Annotated in this window: 10 protein-coding genes; all 10 read left to right on the top strand. The window is 62.9% G+C overall.

The features are described 5' to 3' along the window. Positions 1 to 58 precede the first annotated feature (58 nt). On the top strand, positions 59 to 2527 hold the full coding sequence (locus C7I85_RS10035; protein WP_106723826.1) for a glycogen/starch/alpha-glucan phosphorylase: 2469 nt from the start codon (positions 59 to 61) through the stop codon (positions 2525 to 2527). Positions 2528 to 2588: 61 nt separating this feature from the next. After that, positions 2589 to 4808, top strand: coding sequence for a 1,4-alpha-glucan branching protein GlgB (glgB, locus tag C7I85_RS10030; RefSeq protein WP_106723825.1), 2220 nt, complete (start codon positions 2589 to 2591; stop codon positions 4806 to 4808). 15 nt (positions 4809 to 4823) lie between these two features. Continuing rightward, the gene (gene glgC / locus C7I85_RS10025; RefSeq protein WP_106723824.1) at positions 4824 to 6089 is read left to right on the top strand and encodes a glucose-1-phosphate adenylyltransferase; all 1266 of its coding nucleotides are present in this window, start codon (positions 4824 to 4826) and stop codon (positions 6087 to 6089) included. 9 nt (positions 6090 to 6098) lie between these two features. After that, positions 6099 to 7550, top strand: coding sequence for a glycogen synthase GlgA (gene glgA / locus C7I85_RS10020; protein ID WP_106723823.1), 1452 nt, complete (start codon positions 6099 to 6101; stop codon positions 7548 to 7550). After that, on the top strand, positions 7547 to 9175 hold the full coding sequence (locus tag C7I85_RS10015; RefSeq protein ID WP_106723822.1) for an alpha-D-glucose phosphate-specific phosphoglucomutase: 1629 nt from the start codon (positions 7547 to 7549) through the stop codon (positions 9173 to 9175). Before glgA ends, C7I85_RS10015 begins: the two co-directional genes overlap by 4 nt. 5 nt (positions 9176 to 9180) lie before the next feature. Then, on the top strand, positions 9181 to 11187 hold the full coding sequence (gene glgX, locus C7I85_RS10010) for a glycogen debranching protein GlgX (protein ID WP_106723821.1): 2007 nt from the start codon (positions 9181 to 9183) through the stop codon (positions 11185 to 11187). Continuing rightward, complete coding sequence (locus C7I85_RS10005; protein ID WP_106723820.1) at positions 11187 to 12821, top strand: alpha-glucosidase family protein; 1635 nt, start codon at positions 11187 to 11189, stop codon at positions 12819 to 12821. Before glgX ends, C7I85_RS10005 begins: the two co-directional genes overlap by 1 nt. A gap of 382 nt (positions 12822 to 13203) precedes the next feature. Then, the gene (locus C7I85_RS10000) at positions 13204 to 14796 is read left to right on the top strand and encodes a peptide ABC transporter substrate-binding protein (RefSeq protein ID WP_106723819.1); all 1593 of its coding nucleotides are present in this window, start codon (positions 13204 to 13206) and stop codon (positions 14794 to 14796) included. 68 nt (positions 14797 to 14864) lie between these two features. Beyond that, positions 14865 to 15788, top strand: a complete 924-nt coding sequence (locus C7I85_RS09995; RefSeq protein ID WP_106723818.1) for an ABC transporter permease subunit — start codon at positions 14865 to 14867, stop codon at positions 15786 to 15788. Next, on the top strand, positions 15781 to 16899 hold the full coding sequence (locus tag C7I85_RS09990; RefSeq protein ID WP_106723817.1) for an ABC transporter permease: 1119 nt from the start codon (positions 15781 to 15783) through the stop codon (positions 16897 to 16899). The genes C7I85_RS09995 and C7I85_RS09990 overlap by 8 nt, the downstream gene beginning before the upstream one ends.

The raw sequence follows: 16899 nt of genomic DNA, 5'->3' as shown, positions 1-16899 counted from the left end.
GCGGGAGGATGCTTGGCCTTGCCGCGAGGACGCCTACCGACAGCGCTCGAGAGGCGACATGAAGCTTGCATCCGCATACGGACTTCCATTGCAGACTCCGCAGACATCCGACATCGAGGCGCTGGCCGCCGAAATCCTTCAGGCCCTGAAATACAGGGTCGGCAAGGATGCGACCGTCGCCACGCAATATGACTGGCTGACCGCGGCGATTCTGGTCGTGCGCGACCGCATCATCGACCACTGGGTGAAGTCGACCAAGCAGGCCTACGAGCAGAGCGCCAAGCGGGTCTATTATCTCTCGCTGGAGTTCCTCATCGGCCGGCTGATGCGCGATGCCTTCTCCAATCTCGGCATGATGGAGGACATGCGCGCCGCACTCGGCTCGCTCGGCGTCGAGTTGGACGTGATCGCGACGCTTGAGCCGGACGCGGCACTCGGCAATGGCGGCCTGGGCCGGCTTGCCGCCTGCTTCATGGAAAGCATGGCGACTGTGGACGTGCCCGCGCATGGCTACGGCATCCGCTACGCCAACGGCATGTTCCGTCAGGAAATCTCCGACGGCTGGCAGGTGGAACTGCCAGAAACCTGGCTCGACCACGGCAATCCGTGGGAGTTCGAGCGGCGCGAGCGCTCCTTTGAAGTGGGTTTTGGCGGCACGGTCGAACAGGTCGCCGCCAAGGACGGTCGACTGGAGCGGCATGTCTGGCGGCCGCAGGAGCGGGTGCTGGCAGTTGCCTATGACACGCCGGTGGTCGGCTGGCGTGGCAATCGTGTGAACACGCTGAGGCTGTGGGCCGGCATGCCGGTGGACCCGATCCTGCTCGACGCCTTCAATGCCGGCGACCACATCGGAGCGCTGCGCGAAAGCAACAAGGCCGATGCGCTGTCGCGCGTGCTCTATCCGGCGGACTCCAGCCCGGCGGGACAGGAATTGCGACTGCGGCAGGAGTACTTTTTCACCACCGCTTCGCTGCAGGACATCATCCAGCGGCATCTGAGCCAATACGGCGAGTTGCACTCGCTGCCCGAGAAGGCGGCGATCCATCTGAACGACACGCATCCGTCGGTAGCCGTGGCCGAGCTGATGCGGCTCTTGATGGATGTGCACGGCATCGACTTCGATACCGCCTGGGGCATCACCAAGGGCACCTTCGCCTACACCAACCACACGCTGTTGCCCGAGGCGCTGGAAAGCTGGCCGGTGCCGCTGTTCGAGCGGCTTCTGCCGCGTCACATGCAGATCGTCTACGCGATCAATGCGCAGCTTCTGCACGAGGCGCGCACGACCGGGCAGTTCGACGGCGAGCAGATCGCCCGCATCTCGTTGATCGAGGAAAATGGCGAGCGGCGCGTGCGCATGGGCAACCTTGCCTTTGCCGGCTCGCACTCCATCAACGGCGTGTCCGCTCTGCATACCGAGCTGATGAAGGAGACGGTTTTCGCCGACCTGCACCGGCTCTATCCGTCGCGGATAAACAACAAGACCAACGGCATCACCCAGCGTCGCTGGCTGTTCCAGTGCAATGCGGGCCTGACCGGGCTGATCCGCGAGGCGATCGGCGACCGCTTCCTCGACGATATCGCGGCGCTGACGGAGCTCGATGCCTTTGCCGGCGATGCCGCCTTCCGCGAGAAGTTTGCGGCTGTGAAGCGCGCCAACAAGGCGCGTCTGGCCTCGATCGTTGCGGAACGGCAGGGGATAAAACTCGATCCGTCGGCGCTGTTCGACATCCAGATCAAGCGCATCCACGAATACAAGCGCCAGCTGCTCAACATCATCGAGGCGGTGGCGCTCTACGATCAGATCCGCTCGCATCCCGAGCGCGATTGGATGCCGCGTGTAAAATTCCTCGGCGGCAAAGCCGCGCCCAGCTATCACAACGCTAAGCTGATTATCAAATTGGCAAACGACGTCGCCAGGGTCATCAACCGCGACCCGGCGGTGCGGGGCCTGCTGAAGGTGGTCTTCACGCCGAACTACAATGTCAGCCTCGCCGAGGTGATGATGCCGGCGGCCGACCTTTCCGAGCAGATTTCGACGGCCGGCATGGAAGCCTCCGGCACCGGCAACATGAAGTTTGCGCTGAACGGCGCGCTGACGATCGGCACGCTCGACGGGGCCAATGTCGAAATCCGCGAGCATGTCGGCGCCGACAACATCTTCATCTTCGGCCTGACGGCGCAGGAGGTGGCCGAGCGCCGCAATGGCGGTTACGCGCCGCGCGGGGTGATCGAAACCTCGCCGGAGCTGTCGCAGGCGCTGGCGGCGATCTCGTCGGGCGTGTTCTCGCCCGACGATCCGAACCGCTATCGCGACCTGATCTCCGGGCTCTACGACCATGACTGGTTCATGGTCGCGGCCGATTTCGATGCCTATGCGGCCACGCAGCGGCAGGTCGATGCCGTCTGGGGCGACAGCCCGGACTGGAACGCGAGGGCGATCCGCAATGTCGCGCGGATGGGCTGGTTCTCGTCCGACCGCACTATCCGCCAATACGCCCGCGAAATTTGGAACGTGCCGGCATGATTTGTGATTGCAAGAAGAGGCCGAATGAGTAGCCTGAGTTGAGGGGGAGGGACGCGAGGATATGAGGGGAGCGCGTGCCGGGATCGCAATGACGGAATTGCCGGGGGCAGCCTCGGCCGCCGATGTCAGGGCGATTGTTGCCGGCACCCATGGCGATCCCTTCGCTGTCCTCGGCATCCAGCAAGCGGACAAGGCCTTCGTCGCCCGCAGCTTCATACCCCATGCCGAATGCGTCACCGCCTTCACCCTCGCGGGCAAGGAGGTCGGGGCACTGGTTCGCCGCGACGAAGCGGGCTTTTTCGAAGGCCGGCTTTCAATCCGCAAGCGCCAGCCCCTGAAATACCGCGCCAGCAATGCCGGCGGCGAATGGTGGCTGACCGACGCCTATTCCTTCGGGCCGGTGCTCGGGCCGATGGATGACTACTTCATCGCCGAAGGCTCGCATTTGAGGCTTTTCAACAAGCTCGGCGCGCATCTCATCCAGCACCAGGGCGCGGAGGGCGTGCATTTCGCCGTCTGGGCGCCCAATGCGCGGCGCGTCTCGGTGGTCGGCGATTTCAACGAATGGGACGGCCGCCGCCATGCCATGCGCCGCAGGCAGGACATCGGCGTTTGGGAGATTTTTGTCCCGGATATCGGTGCTGGCCGTGCCTATAAATTCGAGATCGTTGGCCCGAACGGAGAGACACGGCCGCTGAAGGCCGACCCCTTTGCCTTCCGCTCCGAGCTTCGGCCAGCCACCGCCTCGGTGACGATGGCGCCGCTGTCGCATCACTGGGGAGACGGCAAGCATCGTGATTTCTGGAGCAAGGCCGACGCGCGGCGCCAGCCGATCTCGATCTACGAGGTTCATGCCGGCTCCTGGCAGCGCCGCGAGGACGGTTCTTTCCTGTCGTGGGAGGAACTGGCCGACCGGCTGATTCCCTATGTGGTCGGGATGGGTTTTACCCATATCGAGTTCATGCCGGTGACGGAGCATCCCTACGATCCGTCATGGGGCTACCAGACCACCGGCCTCTACGCGCCGACAGCGCGCTTCGGCGAGCCGGAAGGCTTTGCCCGCTTCGTCGACGGCGCCCATCGCGCGGGCATCGGAGTGATCCTCGACTGGGTGCCGGCGCATTTCCCGGTCGATCCGCATGGGCTCGAGCATTTCGACGGTACCGCGCTCTACGAGCATGCCGACCCCCGAAAGGGTTTTCATCCCGACTGGAACACCGCGATCTACAATTTCGGCCGCCGCGAGGTTGTGTCCTACCTCGTCAACAACGCCCTGTTCTGGGCCGATAAATACCATCTCGACGGGCTGCGCGTGGATGCTGTCGCCTCGATGCTCTACCTCGATTATTCGCGCAAGGAAAGCGAATGGATCCCCAACGAGAAGGGCGGGCGCGAGAACCTCGAAGCCGTCAGCTTCCTCCAGCAGATGAACAAGGAGGTCTATGGCCGCAATCCCGGCGTGATGACGATCGCCGAGGAGTCGACTTCCTGGCCGAAGGTGTCGCAGCCGGTGCATGAGGGGGGCTTAGGCTTCGGCTTCAAGTGGAACATGGGATTTATGAACGACACGCTCGCCTATCTGGCGCGCGAGCCCATCCACCGGACGCACCATCATGAGGAGATCACCTTCGGGCTGGTCTATGCCTTCAGCGAGAATTTCGTCTTGCCGCTGTCGCATGATGAGGTGGTGCACGGCAAAGGCACGCTGCTGCACAAGATGGCCGGTGACGACTGGCAGAAATTCGCGACGCTGCGCGCCTACTACGGCTTCATGTGGGGCTATCCGGGCAAGAAGCTGCTGTTCATGGGGCAGGAGTTCGCCCAGCGCAGCGAATGGAGCGAGGCGCGTGCGCTCGACTGGCAGCTGCTGGAATACGCGCCGCACCGCGGCGTGCAGCAACTGATCCGCGATCTCAATCATGTCTACCGCTCGCGGCCGGCGCTGCATGCGCGCGATTGCGAGCCGGACGGCTTTTCCTGGCTGATCGTCGACGATCGCCAGAATTCCGTCTTCGCCTGGCTGCGCAAGGCACCGGGCGAAGCGCCGGTCGCCGTCATTTCCAATTTCACGCCGGTACCGCGCGAGGACTACCGGCTGCCGCTGCCCGAGGCGGGGAAGTGGCGCGAGATCGTCAATACCGACGCGTCGGACTATGGCGGGTCGGGCAGGGGAAATGGCGGTTTGGTGGAAGCGGTGGCTGGTGCCGATGGAAACATCCACGGCACGCTGCTTCTGCCGCCGCTGGCCACCATCATGCTGGAATTCGTTCGGGAAGGGTGACTTGGGAGGGTTACGATGGACACGACGAAAAGACCGCAGCCGCTGGCGCGCGATGCCATGGCCTATGTGCTGGCGGGGGGCAGGGGAAGCCGGCTGAAGGAATTGACCGACCGCAGGGCAAAACCCGCGGTCTATTTCGGCGGCAAGACGCGCATCATCGATTTTGCCCTCTCCAACGCGCTCAATTCCGGCATTCGCCGCCTTGGCGTGGCTACCCAGTACAAGGCGCACTCGCTGATCCGCCACTTGCAGCGCGGCTGGAACTTTTTGCGCCCCGAGCGAAACGAGAGCTTCGATGTACTGCCGGCCAGCCAGCGCGTTTCCGAAACGCAGTGGTATGAAGGCACGGCCGACGCTGTCTACCAGAACATCGACATCATCGAGTCCTACGGGCCGGAATTCATGGTCATCCTGGCCGGCGACCACATCTACAAGATGGACTACGAGTTGATGCTGCGTCAGCACGTGGACGCCAAGGCGGACGTAACGGTTGGGTGCCTGGAAGTGCCACGCGCCGAGGCGACCGGCTTCGGCGTCATGCACGTCGACGACGGCGACACCATCATCTCCTTCATCGAGAAGCCGGCCGATCCGCCGGGCATGCCAGACAAGCCGGATTTTGCGCTGGCTTCGATGGGCATCTATGTGTTCCGCACGAAATTCCTGCTCGACCAACTGCGGCGCGACGCTGCCGATCCGGGTTCGAGTCGCGATTTCGGCAAGGACATCATTCCCCACATCGTCAGGAACGGTAAGGCGGTGGCGCACCGCTTCGCGAAATCCTGCGTGCGCTCGACGTCGGAATCAGGAGCGTACTGGCGCGATGTCGGCACCATCGACGCCTATTGGGAAGCCAATATCGACCTGACCGACGTGACGCCCGAACTCGATCTTTACGACCGCGACTGGCCGATCTGGACCTATGCCGAGCTGAAGCCGCCGGCAAAGTTCGTGCATGACGAGGACGGCCGCCGCGGCTCGGCCGTGTCGTCGCTGATCGCGGGCGACTGCATCGTTTCGGGTGCTGCACTCAAGCGCAGCCTCGTCTTCACCGGCGCGCGCATCAATTCCTATTCCTCGCTGGAGGAGGTGGTGATGCTGCCGGACTGCGTCGTGGGCCGCAATGCGCATCTCAAACGGGCGATCATCGACCATGGCGTTCACATTCCCGAAGGCCTTGTCGTGGGAGAAGATCCCGAGATGGATGCGAAGCGTTTCAGAGTGTCTGAAAAAGGCATTTGCCTGATCACGCAGGACATGATCGACAGGCTCAGCAACTAGGATTCGCGCATGCAGGTGCTTTCCGTCACGCCGGAGATTTTTCCGCTGGTGAAGACCGGCGGGCTCGCTGACGTGGCAGGCGCCCTGCCGCTTGCGCTGGCCGGACAGGGTGTTTCCATGCGCTCGCTGGTGCCCGGCTATCCGGCGGTGATGGCGGCTTTCAACAAGAAGAAGCCGCTGCTCGCCTATCCGGACCTGCACGGCGGCAAGGCGGCAGTCTATTCCGCCGAGACCGCCGGCCTCGACCTGTTTGTGCTCGATGCGCCGCATCTGTTCGACCGTGTCGGCGGGCCCTATGGCGACGCGACCGGCGCCGACTGGCCGGACAACTGGCGGCGCTTCGCGGCGCTTGGCGTGGTCGGTGCCGATCTGGCCGGCGGCAGGGTGGCCGGCTACGCGCCCGACATCGTCCACGCGCATGACTGGCAGGCGGCGATGACGCTTGCCTATATGCGCTATGGCCGCGCGCCTTCGGTGCCCTCGGTCATGACCGTGCACAATCTGGCCTTCCAGGGCAGCTTTCCGGCCTCCATCTTTCCGCAGCTTGGCCTGCCGGACAACGCCATGACGCTCGACGGCGTCGAATATTACGGCGGCGTCGGTTTTCTCAAGGCTGGGCTTCAGGCGGCATCCGCCATCACCACCGTCAGTCCGACCTATGCGCAGGAAATCCGCACGCCGGCCTTTGGCATGGGGCTCGACGGGCTGATCAACCTGCGCGCCGGCGATCTGCACGGCATCGTCAACGGCATCGATGTCGAGATATGGAACCCCGAGACGGACGGGCACGTTGCCGCGGCTTATTCGGCGAAGACGCTGAGTGCGCGCGCGGCCAACAAGCGGGCGGTCGAAGAGCGCTTCAATCTCGACCATGGTGCCGGCCCCATCTTCTGCGTGGTCAGTCGCCTGACCTGGCAGAAAGGCATGGACATTTTGATCCCCATCCTCGACCAGATCGTCGCCAGCGGCGGCAGGCTTGCCGTACTCGGCTCGGGAGATCAGGGTCTGGAGGGGGCGCTGTTGGCCGCCGCCGCGCGGCATCGCGGCCGCGTCGGCGTGGTCATCGGCTATGACGAGGCGCTGTCGCATCTCATGCAGGGCGGCTGCGATGCGATCCTCATCCCGTCCCGCTTCGAGCCTTGCGGGCTGACCCAGCTTTACGGCCTGCGCTATGGCTGCGTGCCGATCGTGGCGCGAACGGGTGGGCTCGCCGACACGGTGATCGACGCCAACGAGGCGGCGCTTTCGGCCGGGGTGGCCACTGGCTTCCAGTTTGCCCCCGAAAGCGGCGATGCCTTGCTGCACGCGGTTCGGCGCGCGCTGAGAGCCTATTCTGAGCCAGTAGTTTGGCAGGCATTGCAGCTTCAGGGCATGAAAGCCGATGTTTCGTGGGATCGAAGCGCCGCCAGATACGTTGAACTTTATAATTCGCTGATTTCGAAACAGACGGTCGACCAATGAACAAGACAATTGCCACCAAACCGTTCGACGACCAGAAGCCCGGCACTTCGGGCCTGCGCAAGAAGGTGCCGGAATTCCAGCAGCCGCACTATGTCGAGAACTTCGTCCAGTCGATCTTCGACGCGCTCGAGGGCTTTCAGGGCAAGACGCTGGTGCTGGGCGGCGACGGCCGCTACTACAATCGTGAGGTCGTGCAGACCGTGCTGGCCATGGCGGCGGCCAACGGCTTCGGCCGGGTGATCGTGGGGCAGGGCGGCATCCTGTCCACGCCTGCCGCCTCGAACGTCATCCGCAAATACAAGGCTTTTGGCGGCATCATCCTCTCGGCCAGCCACAATCCCGGCGGCCCGCACGGCGATTTTGGCATCAAGTACAATATCGAGAACGGCGGCCCCGCGCCGGAGAAGATCACCAACGCCATCTACCAGCGCAGCAAGTCGATCTCGCGCTATCTGATCGCCGATATCCCGGCGGTCGACATCGACAAGGTCGGCAAGGTCGATGTGGCCGGCATGACCGTGGAGGTCATCGATTCCGTTGCCGACTATGCCGAGCTGATGGAAAGCCTGTTCGATTTCGACGCGATCAGAGAACTGTTCAAGTCGGGCTTCCGCATGCGTTTCGACGCCATGCATGCCGTGACCGGGCCTTACGCCAAGGAAATTCTCGAAAACCGGCTTGGCGCGCCGGACCACACGGCACGCAACTATCACCCGCTGCCGGATTTCGGTGGGCATCATCCCGATCCAAATCTCGTCCATGCCAAGCATCTCTACGACGCGATGATGGCACCCGACGCGCCGGACTTCGGCGCGGCTTCCGACGGTGACGGCGATCGCAACCTGATCATCGGCCGCGGCATCTTCATCACGCCTTCGGATTCGCTGGCGATGCTGGCGGCGAACGCGCATCTCGCGCCGGGCTACAAGGCGGGACTGAAGGGCATTGCCCGCTCCATGCCGACCAGTGGTGCTGCCGACCACGTCGCGGCCAAGCTGGGTATCGGCATGTATGAGACGCCGACCGGCTGGAAGTTCTTCGGCAATCTGCTGGACGCGGGCATGGCAACCATCTGCGGCGAGGAAAGTGCCGGCACCGGTTCCAACCATGTGCGTGAGAAGGATGGGCTGTGGGCCGTGCTTCTGTGGCTGAACATCCTGGCCGTGCGCAGGGAGAGCGTGAAGGACATCGCCAGGGAACATTGGGCGACATACGGCCGAAACTACTACACGCGCCATGATTATGAGGAGGTCGAGGCCGATCGCGCGAACAAGATGGTCGACGAGCTGCGCGCCAAGCTGCCGAGCCTTGCCGGCACGACGGTGAACGGCATGAAGATCGAGAAGGCGGACGATTTCTCCTATCACGATCCGGTCGACGGCTCGCAGAGCGACCACCAGGGCATCCGCATCCTGTTTGAAGGCGGTTCGCGGATCGTATTGCGCCTTTCGGGCACCGGCACATCGGGTGCTACCGTTCGGCTCTATGTCGAACGCTACGAGCCTGATCCGTCGAAGCACGATCTCGACACGCAGGCAACGCTTGCCGACCTGATCGTGGCCGCCGACGACATCGCCGGCATCCACGCTCATACCGGCCGCAGCAAGCCGAGCGTCATCACCTGAGCGGCTTGCCGTTTCCGCTCTGTCCACCTCGTTTTGGCGCCAGGCTTGGCGCCGATGGCGTTCGCTTTTCCGTCTGGTCGAGCGCGGCCAGACGCCTCTGGGTTTCGATCTTCGATGCAGCCGGCGAGCGCGAGCTGGAGCACATCCCGCTCGAACCGCAGAGCGAGGGCGTTCACTCGACCTTCGTGTCCGGCCTCGCGCCCGGTGCGCGCTACGGCTTTCGCGCCGATGGCGACTATGCGCCCGAGCGCGGCCTCTGGTTTGATCCCGATAAGTTGCTGGTCGACCCTTACGCGGTCGCCATCGACCGCCCCTACCGTTATGACCCGAGGCTGGCGGCAAGGCGCGGCGAGGGTGGCGACACCGCGTCGCTGATACCCAAGGCAATCGTGACGGACCTTCCTGCGCCACTCGCCTCCCAGCCGCCGCTATTTCGCGCCGGCGGGCTGATCTACGAACTGTCCGTCCGCGCCTTCACACGGCTTCATCCGGACATACCGGAGGCCCAGCGCGGCACGATCGGAGCGCTGGCGCATCCGGCCGTCATCGAGCATCTGAAGAAGCTCGGTGTCTCGGCCGTCGAATTGATGCCGATCACTGCCTGGATAGACGAACGGCACCTGCCGCCTCTCGGCCTCAGCAATGCATGGGGCTACAACCCCGTCAGCTTCATGGCGCTCGATCCGCGCCTTGCGCCGGGCGGCATCATCGAACTGCGCGACACGGTGGTGGCGTTGCGTGCGGCGGGCATCGGTGTGATCCTCGACCTCGTCTTCAACCACACCGGCGAGAGCGACGAACTCGGCCCGACGCTGTCGCTGCGCGGGCTGGATGCCCGCGCTTATTATCGCCACGGCGAGGATGGCCGGCTGGTCAACGACACCGGCACCGGTAACACGCTTGCCTGCGGCCATGCGATCGTTCTGGAAATGATCCTCGACGCGCTTCGCCATTTCGTGCGCCATACGGGCGTCGATGGGTTCCGCTTCGACCTTGCGACAGTTCTTGGCCGAACCGCATCAGGCTTCGATCCCGACGCGCCCTTGCTTGCGGCCATGCGGGCCGATCCGGAACTTGCCGACAGGGTGATGATCGCCGAGCCCTGGGACATCGGGCCGGGCGGCTATCGGCTGGGAGGGTTCCGGCCGCCCTTTCAGGAATGGAACGACCGCTATCGCGACGACGTCCGCCGCTTCTGGCGCGGCGATGGCGGGGTCGGCGCGCTGGCGACAAGGCTCGCCGGTTCTTCCGACGTCTTTGCTGGGGCTACCCGAACCCGCAGCGTCAATTTCATCGCCGCGCATGACGGCATGACGCTGGCCGATCTCGTCTCCTATGAACACAAGCACAACGCCGCCAATGGCGAGGAAAATCGCGACGGCCACGACGAAAATTTCTCGTGGAACAACGGTGTTGAGGGGAAGACCACTGACGCCGAGGTGAACGAACGCCGTGAGCGAGACTTGCGCGCGCTGTTGTCGACGCTATTTGCCTCGCGCGGGACGATCATGCTGACCGCAGGCGACGAATTCGGCCGCACCCAGAGCGGCAACAACAACGCCTATGCGCAGGACAATGAAATCACCTGGCTCGACTGGGGTAACAAGGATCTTGCGCTTGAAGAGCATGTCGCCGCACTTGCGGCGCTGCGCAAAAGCGTGCCGGCGCTGTCCGCAACGGACTTCCTCATCGGCCAGCCGCTGTCCGGGCGCGATATGCCGGATGTTGAATGGCTCTCGGAAACGGGAACGCCGTTGGAGGTCGCGGAGTGGAACGACCCGGAGCGTCGGCGTCTGACGATGCTTCTGGACGGCGGCGACGCAGGCGGCGGGCGGCTGGCCATCCTGTTCAATGCCGATCGGCGTTCGACGGCGTTCGCATTGCCGCCGCGCGGCGGGTTCTGGTGGCGCGGGGCGCTGCCGGCCGACCTACGGGCGGTGGAAGGCGGCTTGCTTGTGCCCGGGCGCTCGGTTCTATTTGCACGGGAAAGCGCGGTCGAAGGAGAACGGTGATGATCGAGGCGAGGGATGCCAACTGGTGGCGTGGCTGCGTCATCTATCAGGTCTATCCGCGCTCGTTTCAGGACACGACAGGCGACGGCAGCGGCGATCTGAAAGGCGTCACGAAGCGCATGGCCTACATTGCATCGCTCGGCGTCGATGCGATCTGGCTGTCGCCCTTTTTCAAGTCGCCCATGGCCGACATGGGCTATGACGTGTCGGATTACTGCGCCGTCGATCCGATGTTCGGCACCCTCGGGGACTTCGACGAACTAGTGGCCGAGGCGCACCGGTATGGACTGAAGGTGATCATCGACCAGGTGCTCTCGCATTCTTCCGACCGGCATCCCTGGTTTATCGAAAGCCGTTCGAGCCGCGACAACCCCAAGGCCGATTGGTATGTCTGGGCCGACCCGAAGCCGGATGGCACGGCGCCCAACAACTGGCTGTCGATCTTTGGCGGGCCGGCGTGGGAATGGGATTCGACGCGCCGGCAATATTACCTGCACAACTTCCTTGCCTCGCAGCCGGACCTCAATTTTCACAATGCGGAAGTACAGGCGGCGCTGCTGGACACGGTGCGCTTCTGGCTCGAGCGCGGCGTCGACGGTTTCCGGCTCGATACGGTGAATTTCTATGTCCACGACCGCCTGCTGCGCGACAATCCGCCGATGCCGCCGGGCGCGGCCAACGACATTCCCGACACCAACCCCTATGGCTACCAGAACCACCTCTACGACAAGACGCAGCCGGAAAACCTGGAGTTCCTGAAACGGTTTCGCAGCCTTCTCAACGAGTATGGCGGGCGGGCCGCGGTTGGCGAGGTGGGCGACGGTACGCGCTCGCTTCAGACCGTGGCCGCCTATACCGGCGGCGGCGACAAGCTGCAGATGTGCTACACCTTCGATCTGCTGAGCCCCGAATTCTCGGCGGCGCATGTGAAGAAATCCGTCCTTGCCTTCGAAAACGCAGTGAAGGACGGCTGGGTCTGCTGGGCCTTTTCCAACCATGACGTGGTGCGCCACGTCTCTCGCTGGACGAAGCCTGGCGAAGACACCGACGCTGTAGCCAAGTTTGCGATTGCGCTGCTTGCCTGCCTGCGCGGCTCGATCTGCCTCTATCAGGGGGAGGAGCTTGGGCTGACCGAGGCTGAGATCGCCTTCGAGGATCTGCGCGATCCTTATGGCATCCGCTTCTGGCCGGGCTTCAAGGGCCGCGACGGCTGCCGAACGCCGATGGTGTGGGAGGCCGGTGCCAAGAATGCCGGCTTCACGACCGGCAAGCCGTGGCTGCCGGTACCGATGGAACATCTTTCCCATGCCGTCGATGTCGAGGAAGCCGATCCGACTTCGGTGCTATGGCGCTATCGCGCCGTGCTGGAATTCAGGCGGCAGCATCCGGCGCTGATCGGCGGTTCGATAGAATTCCTCGACGCAGAAGGCGATCTTCTCGCCTTCCTGCGCCGGGCCGACGGCGAGACGCTGCTCTGTGTCTTCAATTTTGCCGATGAGCCGGCGTGCTGGCCGTTGCCGTCGGACTTGAGACGCGTGCGGTCCGCCGGCCTGCCCGGCAGCGAGGCCGTGGAAATCGGCGCAAACTCGGTTTCACTCCCGCCGCTGACGGCTTTTGTGGGCAGACTGACGTAGTCGCGGTTACTGCACCAATACCGAGCACTGTAGCTTGCGCCGTTGACGCCAATATCGACCTGGCCGAAGCGAACGCTCAGGCGCAAGTCGTTTGCGCAACGGCGGCGAAGGTACGCGCCTGTCTTGAGCCATGTAACCTATGGTTGTTCAAGCATTTGACGCGGCAGACGCTGTTTGCCGGCCAAGATAGGACAAGCTTACTTTGGGTGATGAGCAGAGTCTGTTGAAATAAAAATTCTCGCTCGCTAGTGTCTGCGCCAGAACGGCGTCCTGGAGGGGCGTCGGCTCGCTCAACGAGGCCGAGGGAGGAGACTTCGGCCGAGGGGCGCCAAAAGCACTTGCTCGTCATTTTGGGATGACGACAAGCCGGGAGAGAGACAAGATGCTCAAGAACTTCCTGAAAGCGACGGTATTTGCGGCCAGTGTATCGATGGCGAGCGGCATGATGCTGACGCCGTCGCTCGCCGAAATAATCTATAACCGCGGCTTGTCGGCCGAGCCTGAATCGCTCGATCCGCATAAGACCTCGACGGTTTACGAAGCCCACGTCCTGCGCGACCTGTTCCAGGGCCTGGTCATGCAGGACGAGAAGGCAAACCTCATTCCGGGCGCGGCTGAAAGCTGGACAGTCTCGGATGACGGCACCGTCTACACGTTCAAGCTTCGTAGCGACGGCGTCTGGTCCGACGGCACGCCTGTGACGGCCGATGACTTCGTCTATGCCTTCCACCGCCTCGAAGATCCGGCAACCGCGGCCGAATACGCCTCGATGCTCTATCCGGTAGTCAATGCCGAGGAAGTGAACAACGGGAAGGCCAAGCCCGAGGAGATGGGCATCAAGGCAATCGACGCACACACCCTTCAGGTCACGCTGAAGGCGCCGACGCCTTACTTCCTGGAAATGCTGACGCACCAGGCGACCTACCCGGTGAACAAGGCTTCCATGGATAAGCTCGGCACCGATTGGATCAAGCCCGGCAACCTGGTCTCCAACGGCACCTTTATGCTCGCTGAATGGGTTCCCAACGATCACATCAAGCTGGTCAAGAATCCGAAGTTCTGGGATGCGGGCAGCATCAAGGTCGATACGGTCAACTACATCATGACCGAGGATCGCTCGGCGGCGATGAAACGTTTCGAAGCTGGCGAAATGGACAGCTACGACGATCTGCCGACTGAACAGCTGGGCGACCTGAAGGCCAAATTCGGCGATCAGATTCGCGTCGGGCCGTATCTCGGCACCTACTACTTCGCCATCAAGACCGACAAGGAGCCGTGGAACAATCCGGAACTGCGCGAGGCCATCTCCATGGCGATAGATCGCGATTTCATCGCCGAGAAGGTTTGGCAGAACTCCATGCTGCCGGGCTATTCCATGGTGCCTCCCGGGATTGACGGCTATACGCCTGCGATGGCGTCCTATGCCGACGAGTCGCAGATCGACCGCGAGGACAAGGCCAAGGAAATCCTGGCCAAGCTCGGCTATGGTCCCGACAAGCCGCTGAAGATGGAAATCCGCTACAACACGTCGGAGAACCACAAGAACACGGCCGTCGCCATCCAGGAGCAGCTCAAGCCGCTTGGCGTCGAGGTGTCGCTGCTCAACACCGACACAAAGACCCACTATTCCTTCCTTCAGGAGAAGGGCAATTACGACATAGCGCGCGCCGGCTGGATCGCGGACTACAAGGATCCTGAAACGTTCCTGGGCATCTCCCGCAAGGCCAGCGGCAACAACTACTCGAACTACGACAGCCCGAAGTTCGAGGAAGCGATGGACAAGGCAGCCGCTGCCGGCGGCAAGCCGGAAGAGCGCATGAAGAACCTGGCCGACGCTGAACGCGTCCTTATGGACGACACCGGCGTCATTCCGGTTCTCTACTACAGCTATCACAACATCGTTTCGTCGAAGCTTCATGGCTTCGATGACAATGTGATGGACATCCATCCTTCGCGCTTCATCAGCAAGGAATAGTTCCCGAGCCGATCTCCGCCGCCCTCATGAGGGGCGGCGGAGTCGGTTCCTGACAGCGGGGAAAATCCATGCTGCTCTATGTATTCCGGCGGTTACTGACCGCTATCCCGACGCTTTTCGTCATCGTGACGCTGGCGTTCTTCCTGATCCGCGTGGCCCCCGGCGGCCCATTCAACCAGGAACGTGGGCTGAGTCCTGTTATCAAGGCCAATCTCGAAGCCCAGTTCGGTCTGAACGATCCTCTCTGGCAACAGTATCTGAACTATCTCAACAATCTGCTGCACGGCAATTTCGGGCCAAGCTACAACATGCCCGATTTCACGGTGGGCGAGTTGTTCGCCAAGGGCTTGCCGATATCGATACAGCTTGGCACCTCGGCCCTGATCCTGGCTCTCATACTGGGCAGCACGCTCGGCGTGATTGCCGCGCTCAACCAGAACCGCCGGGCCGACTACAGCGTGATTGCTCTGGCCGCTGCCGGCAGCACCATCCCCACTTTCGTCATCGCGCCGATCATCCAGCTTGTGTTCGGGCTGAGTTGGAAGCTGCTGCCCATTGGCGGCTGGGGCGATGGCGCACTGATCAACAAGGTGGGGCCGGTTCTGACGCTCGCATTGCCGCAGATCGCGATTATCGCGCGCCTGATGCGCGGCTCAATGATCGAGTCCATGCGCTCGCACCACATCCGCACAGCACGTGCGCTGGGGCTTTCCGAATGGTCGGTGGTGGTCAAGCATGCGCTTCGAGGCGCGGTCCTGCCGATCATCTCCTATGCCGGCCCGACCGCGGCGGCGCTGCTGACCGGCTCGGTCATCGTCGAGACCATCTTCGCCATCCCTGGCGTCGGTCGCTATTTCGTCGAAGCGGCGCTCAACCGCGACTACACGCTGGTGATGGGCACGGTCGTCATGATCGCGATCTTCACCATCCTGTTCAACCTGATCGTCGACGTCCTCTATGCCTTCGTCGATCCGAGGGTACGCTATGACTGACGTTGCGATCGCCGCGCCCGTCGCCGGGCGTTCATTCTGGGGCGATGCCTGGGCGCGCCTCAAGTCCAACAAGGCTGCCATGGTCAGCTTGTTCTACTTGGCCCTCATGGCGCTCGTCTGCGTGGTCGGGCCCAACCTCGTGCCGCACAACTACACCACCATCTATGCCGACTATGTGCGCACGCCACCGAGCCTGTCGGCCTATCCCAAGGCCGATATGATCGAAAGCGCGCTGCGCGATGCGGTCAAGCGCATGCGTGTCGACATCGATGAATGGCACCAGGATGGCGACCGGGTCTTCGTGACGGTGCAGGGCTCCAAGCCGGTCGACGAGCGCAGCACGCGCTATCTCGACCGCTCCGACACCTTCCACGACACCCGCATCGAAAACAAATCCGACGACGGGTTGAAATTGACGATGAGTGCGTCGGTAAAACAGCAGTACTTCCTGTTCGGCACCGACAATACCGGCCGTGACCTGCTGTCGCGCACGCTGATGGCGGGGCGCGTCTCGCTGGCCATCGGCCTTTTGGCCGGCATCGTGGCAGTGGCGATCGGCGTGATCTACGGGGCCACGGCAGGCTTCATCGGCGGCAAGACCGACGAGGTGATGATGCGCATCGTCGATGTGCTCTATTCGCTGCCCTTCATCTTCTTCGTCATCATGCTCGTGGTGTTCTTCGGGCGAAACTTCGTGCTGATGTTCCTCGCCGTCGGCGCGGTGCTGTGGCTCGACATGGCGCGCATCGTGCGTGGGCAGGCCCTGTCACTTCGCCGGCAGGAATATGTGCAGGCGGCCGAAGCGCTGGGCGTGACGCGCGGCGGCATTCTGGTGCGCCACATCGTGCCCAACCTGCTCGGCGTGGTCGTGATCTACATGACGCTGCTGGTGCCGCAAGTGATCATCCTCGAAAGCTTCCTGTCCTTCCTCGGGCTCGGCGTTCAGGAGCCGATGACGAGCTGGGGCGTGCTGATTTCGACCGGAGCCAAGAACATCGGCACCGCCAATTGGCTGCTGCTGTTTCCTGCCTTCTTCTTGGTCACCACGCTGTTTGCGTTGAATTTCGTTGGCGATGGCCTGCGCGATGCGCTCGATCCGAAGGACCGCTGA

The sequence above is a fragment of the Pseudaminobacter soli (ex Li et al. 2025) genome (assembly GCF_003012705.1).
GTDB classification, from domain to species: Bacteria; Pseudomonadota; Alphaproteobacteria; order Rhizobiales; family Rhizobiaceae; genus Pseudaminobacter; species Pseudaminobacter soli.
This window is presented reverse-complemented; position numbering and strand designations above follow the sequence as displayed.

Coding starts and splice junctions, on each gene's coding strand:
- C7I85_RS10035 (WP_106723826.1), top strand. CDS start 59: ATGAAGCTTGCATCCGCATACGGACTTCCATTGCAGACTCCGCAGACA.
- glgB (WP_106723825.1), top strand. CDS start 2,589: ATGAGGGGAGCGCGTGCCGGGATCGCAATGACGGAATTGCCGGGGGCA.
- glgC (WP_106723824.1), top strand. CDS start 4,824: ATGGACACGACGAAAAGACCGCAGCCGCTGGCGCGCGATGCCATGGCC.
- glgA (WP_106723823.1), top strand. CDS start 6,099: ATGCAGGTGCTTTCCGTCACGCCGGAGATTTTTCCGCTGGTGAAGACC.
- C7I85_RS10015 (WP_106723822.1), top strand. CDS start 7,547: ATGAACAAGACAATTGCCACCAAACCGTTCGACGACCAGAAGCCCGGC.
- C7I85_RS10005 (WP_106723820.1), top strand. CDS start 11,187: ATGATCGAGGCGAGGGATGCCAACTGGTGGCGTGGCTGCGTCATCTAT.
- C7I85_RS10000 (WP_106723819.1), top strand. CDS start 13,204: ATGCTCAAGAACTTCCTGAAAGCGACGGTATTTGCGGCCAGTGTATCG.
- C7I85_RS09995 (WP_106723818.1), top strand. CDS start 14,865: ATGCTGCTCTATGTATTCCGGCGGTTACTGACCGCTATCCCGACGCTT.
- C7I85_RS09990 (WP_106723817.1), top strand. CDS start 15,781: ATGACTGACGTTGCGATCGCCGCGCCCGTCGCCGGGCGTTCATTCTGG.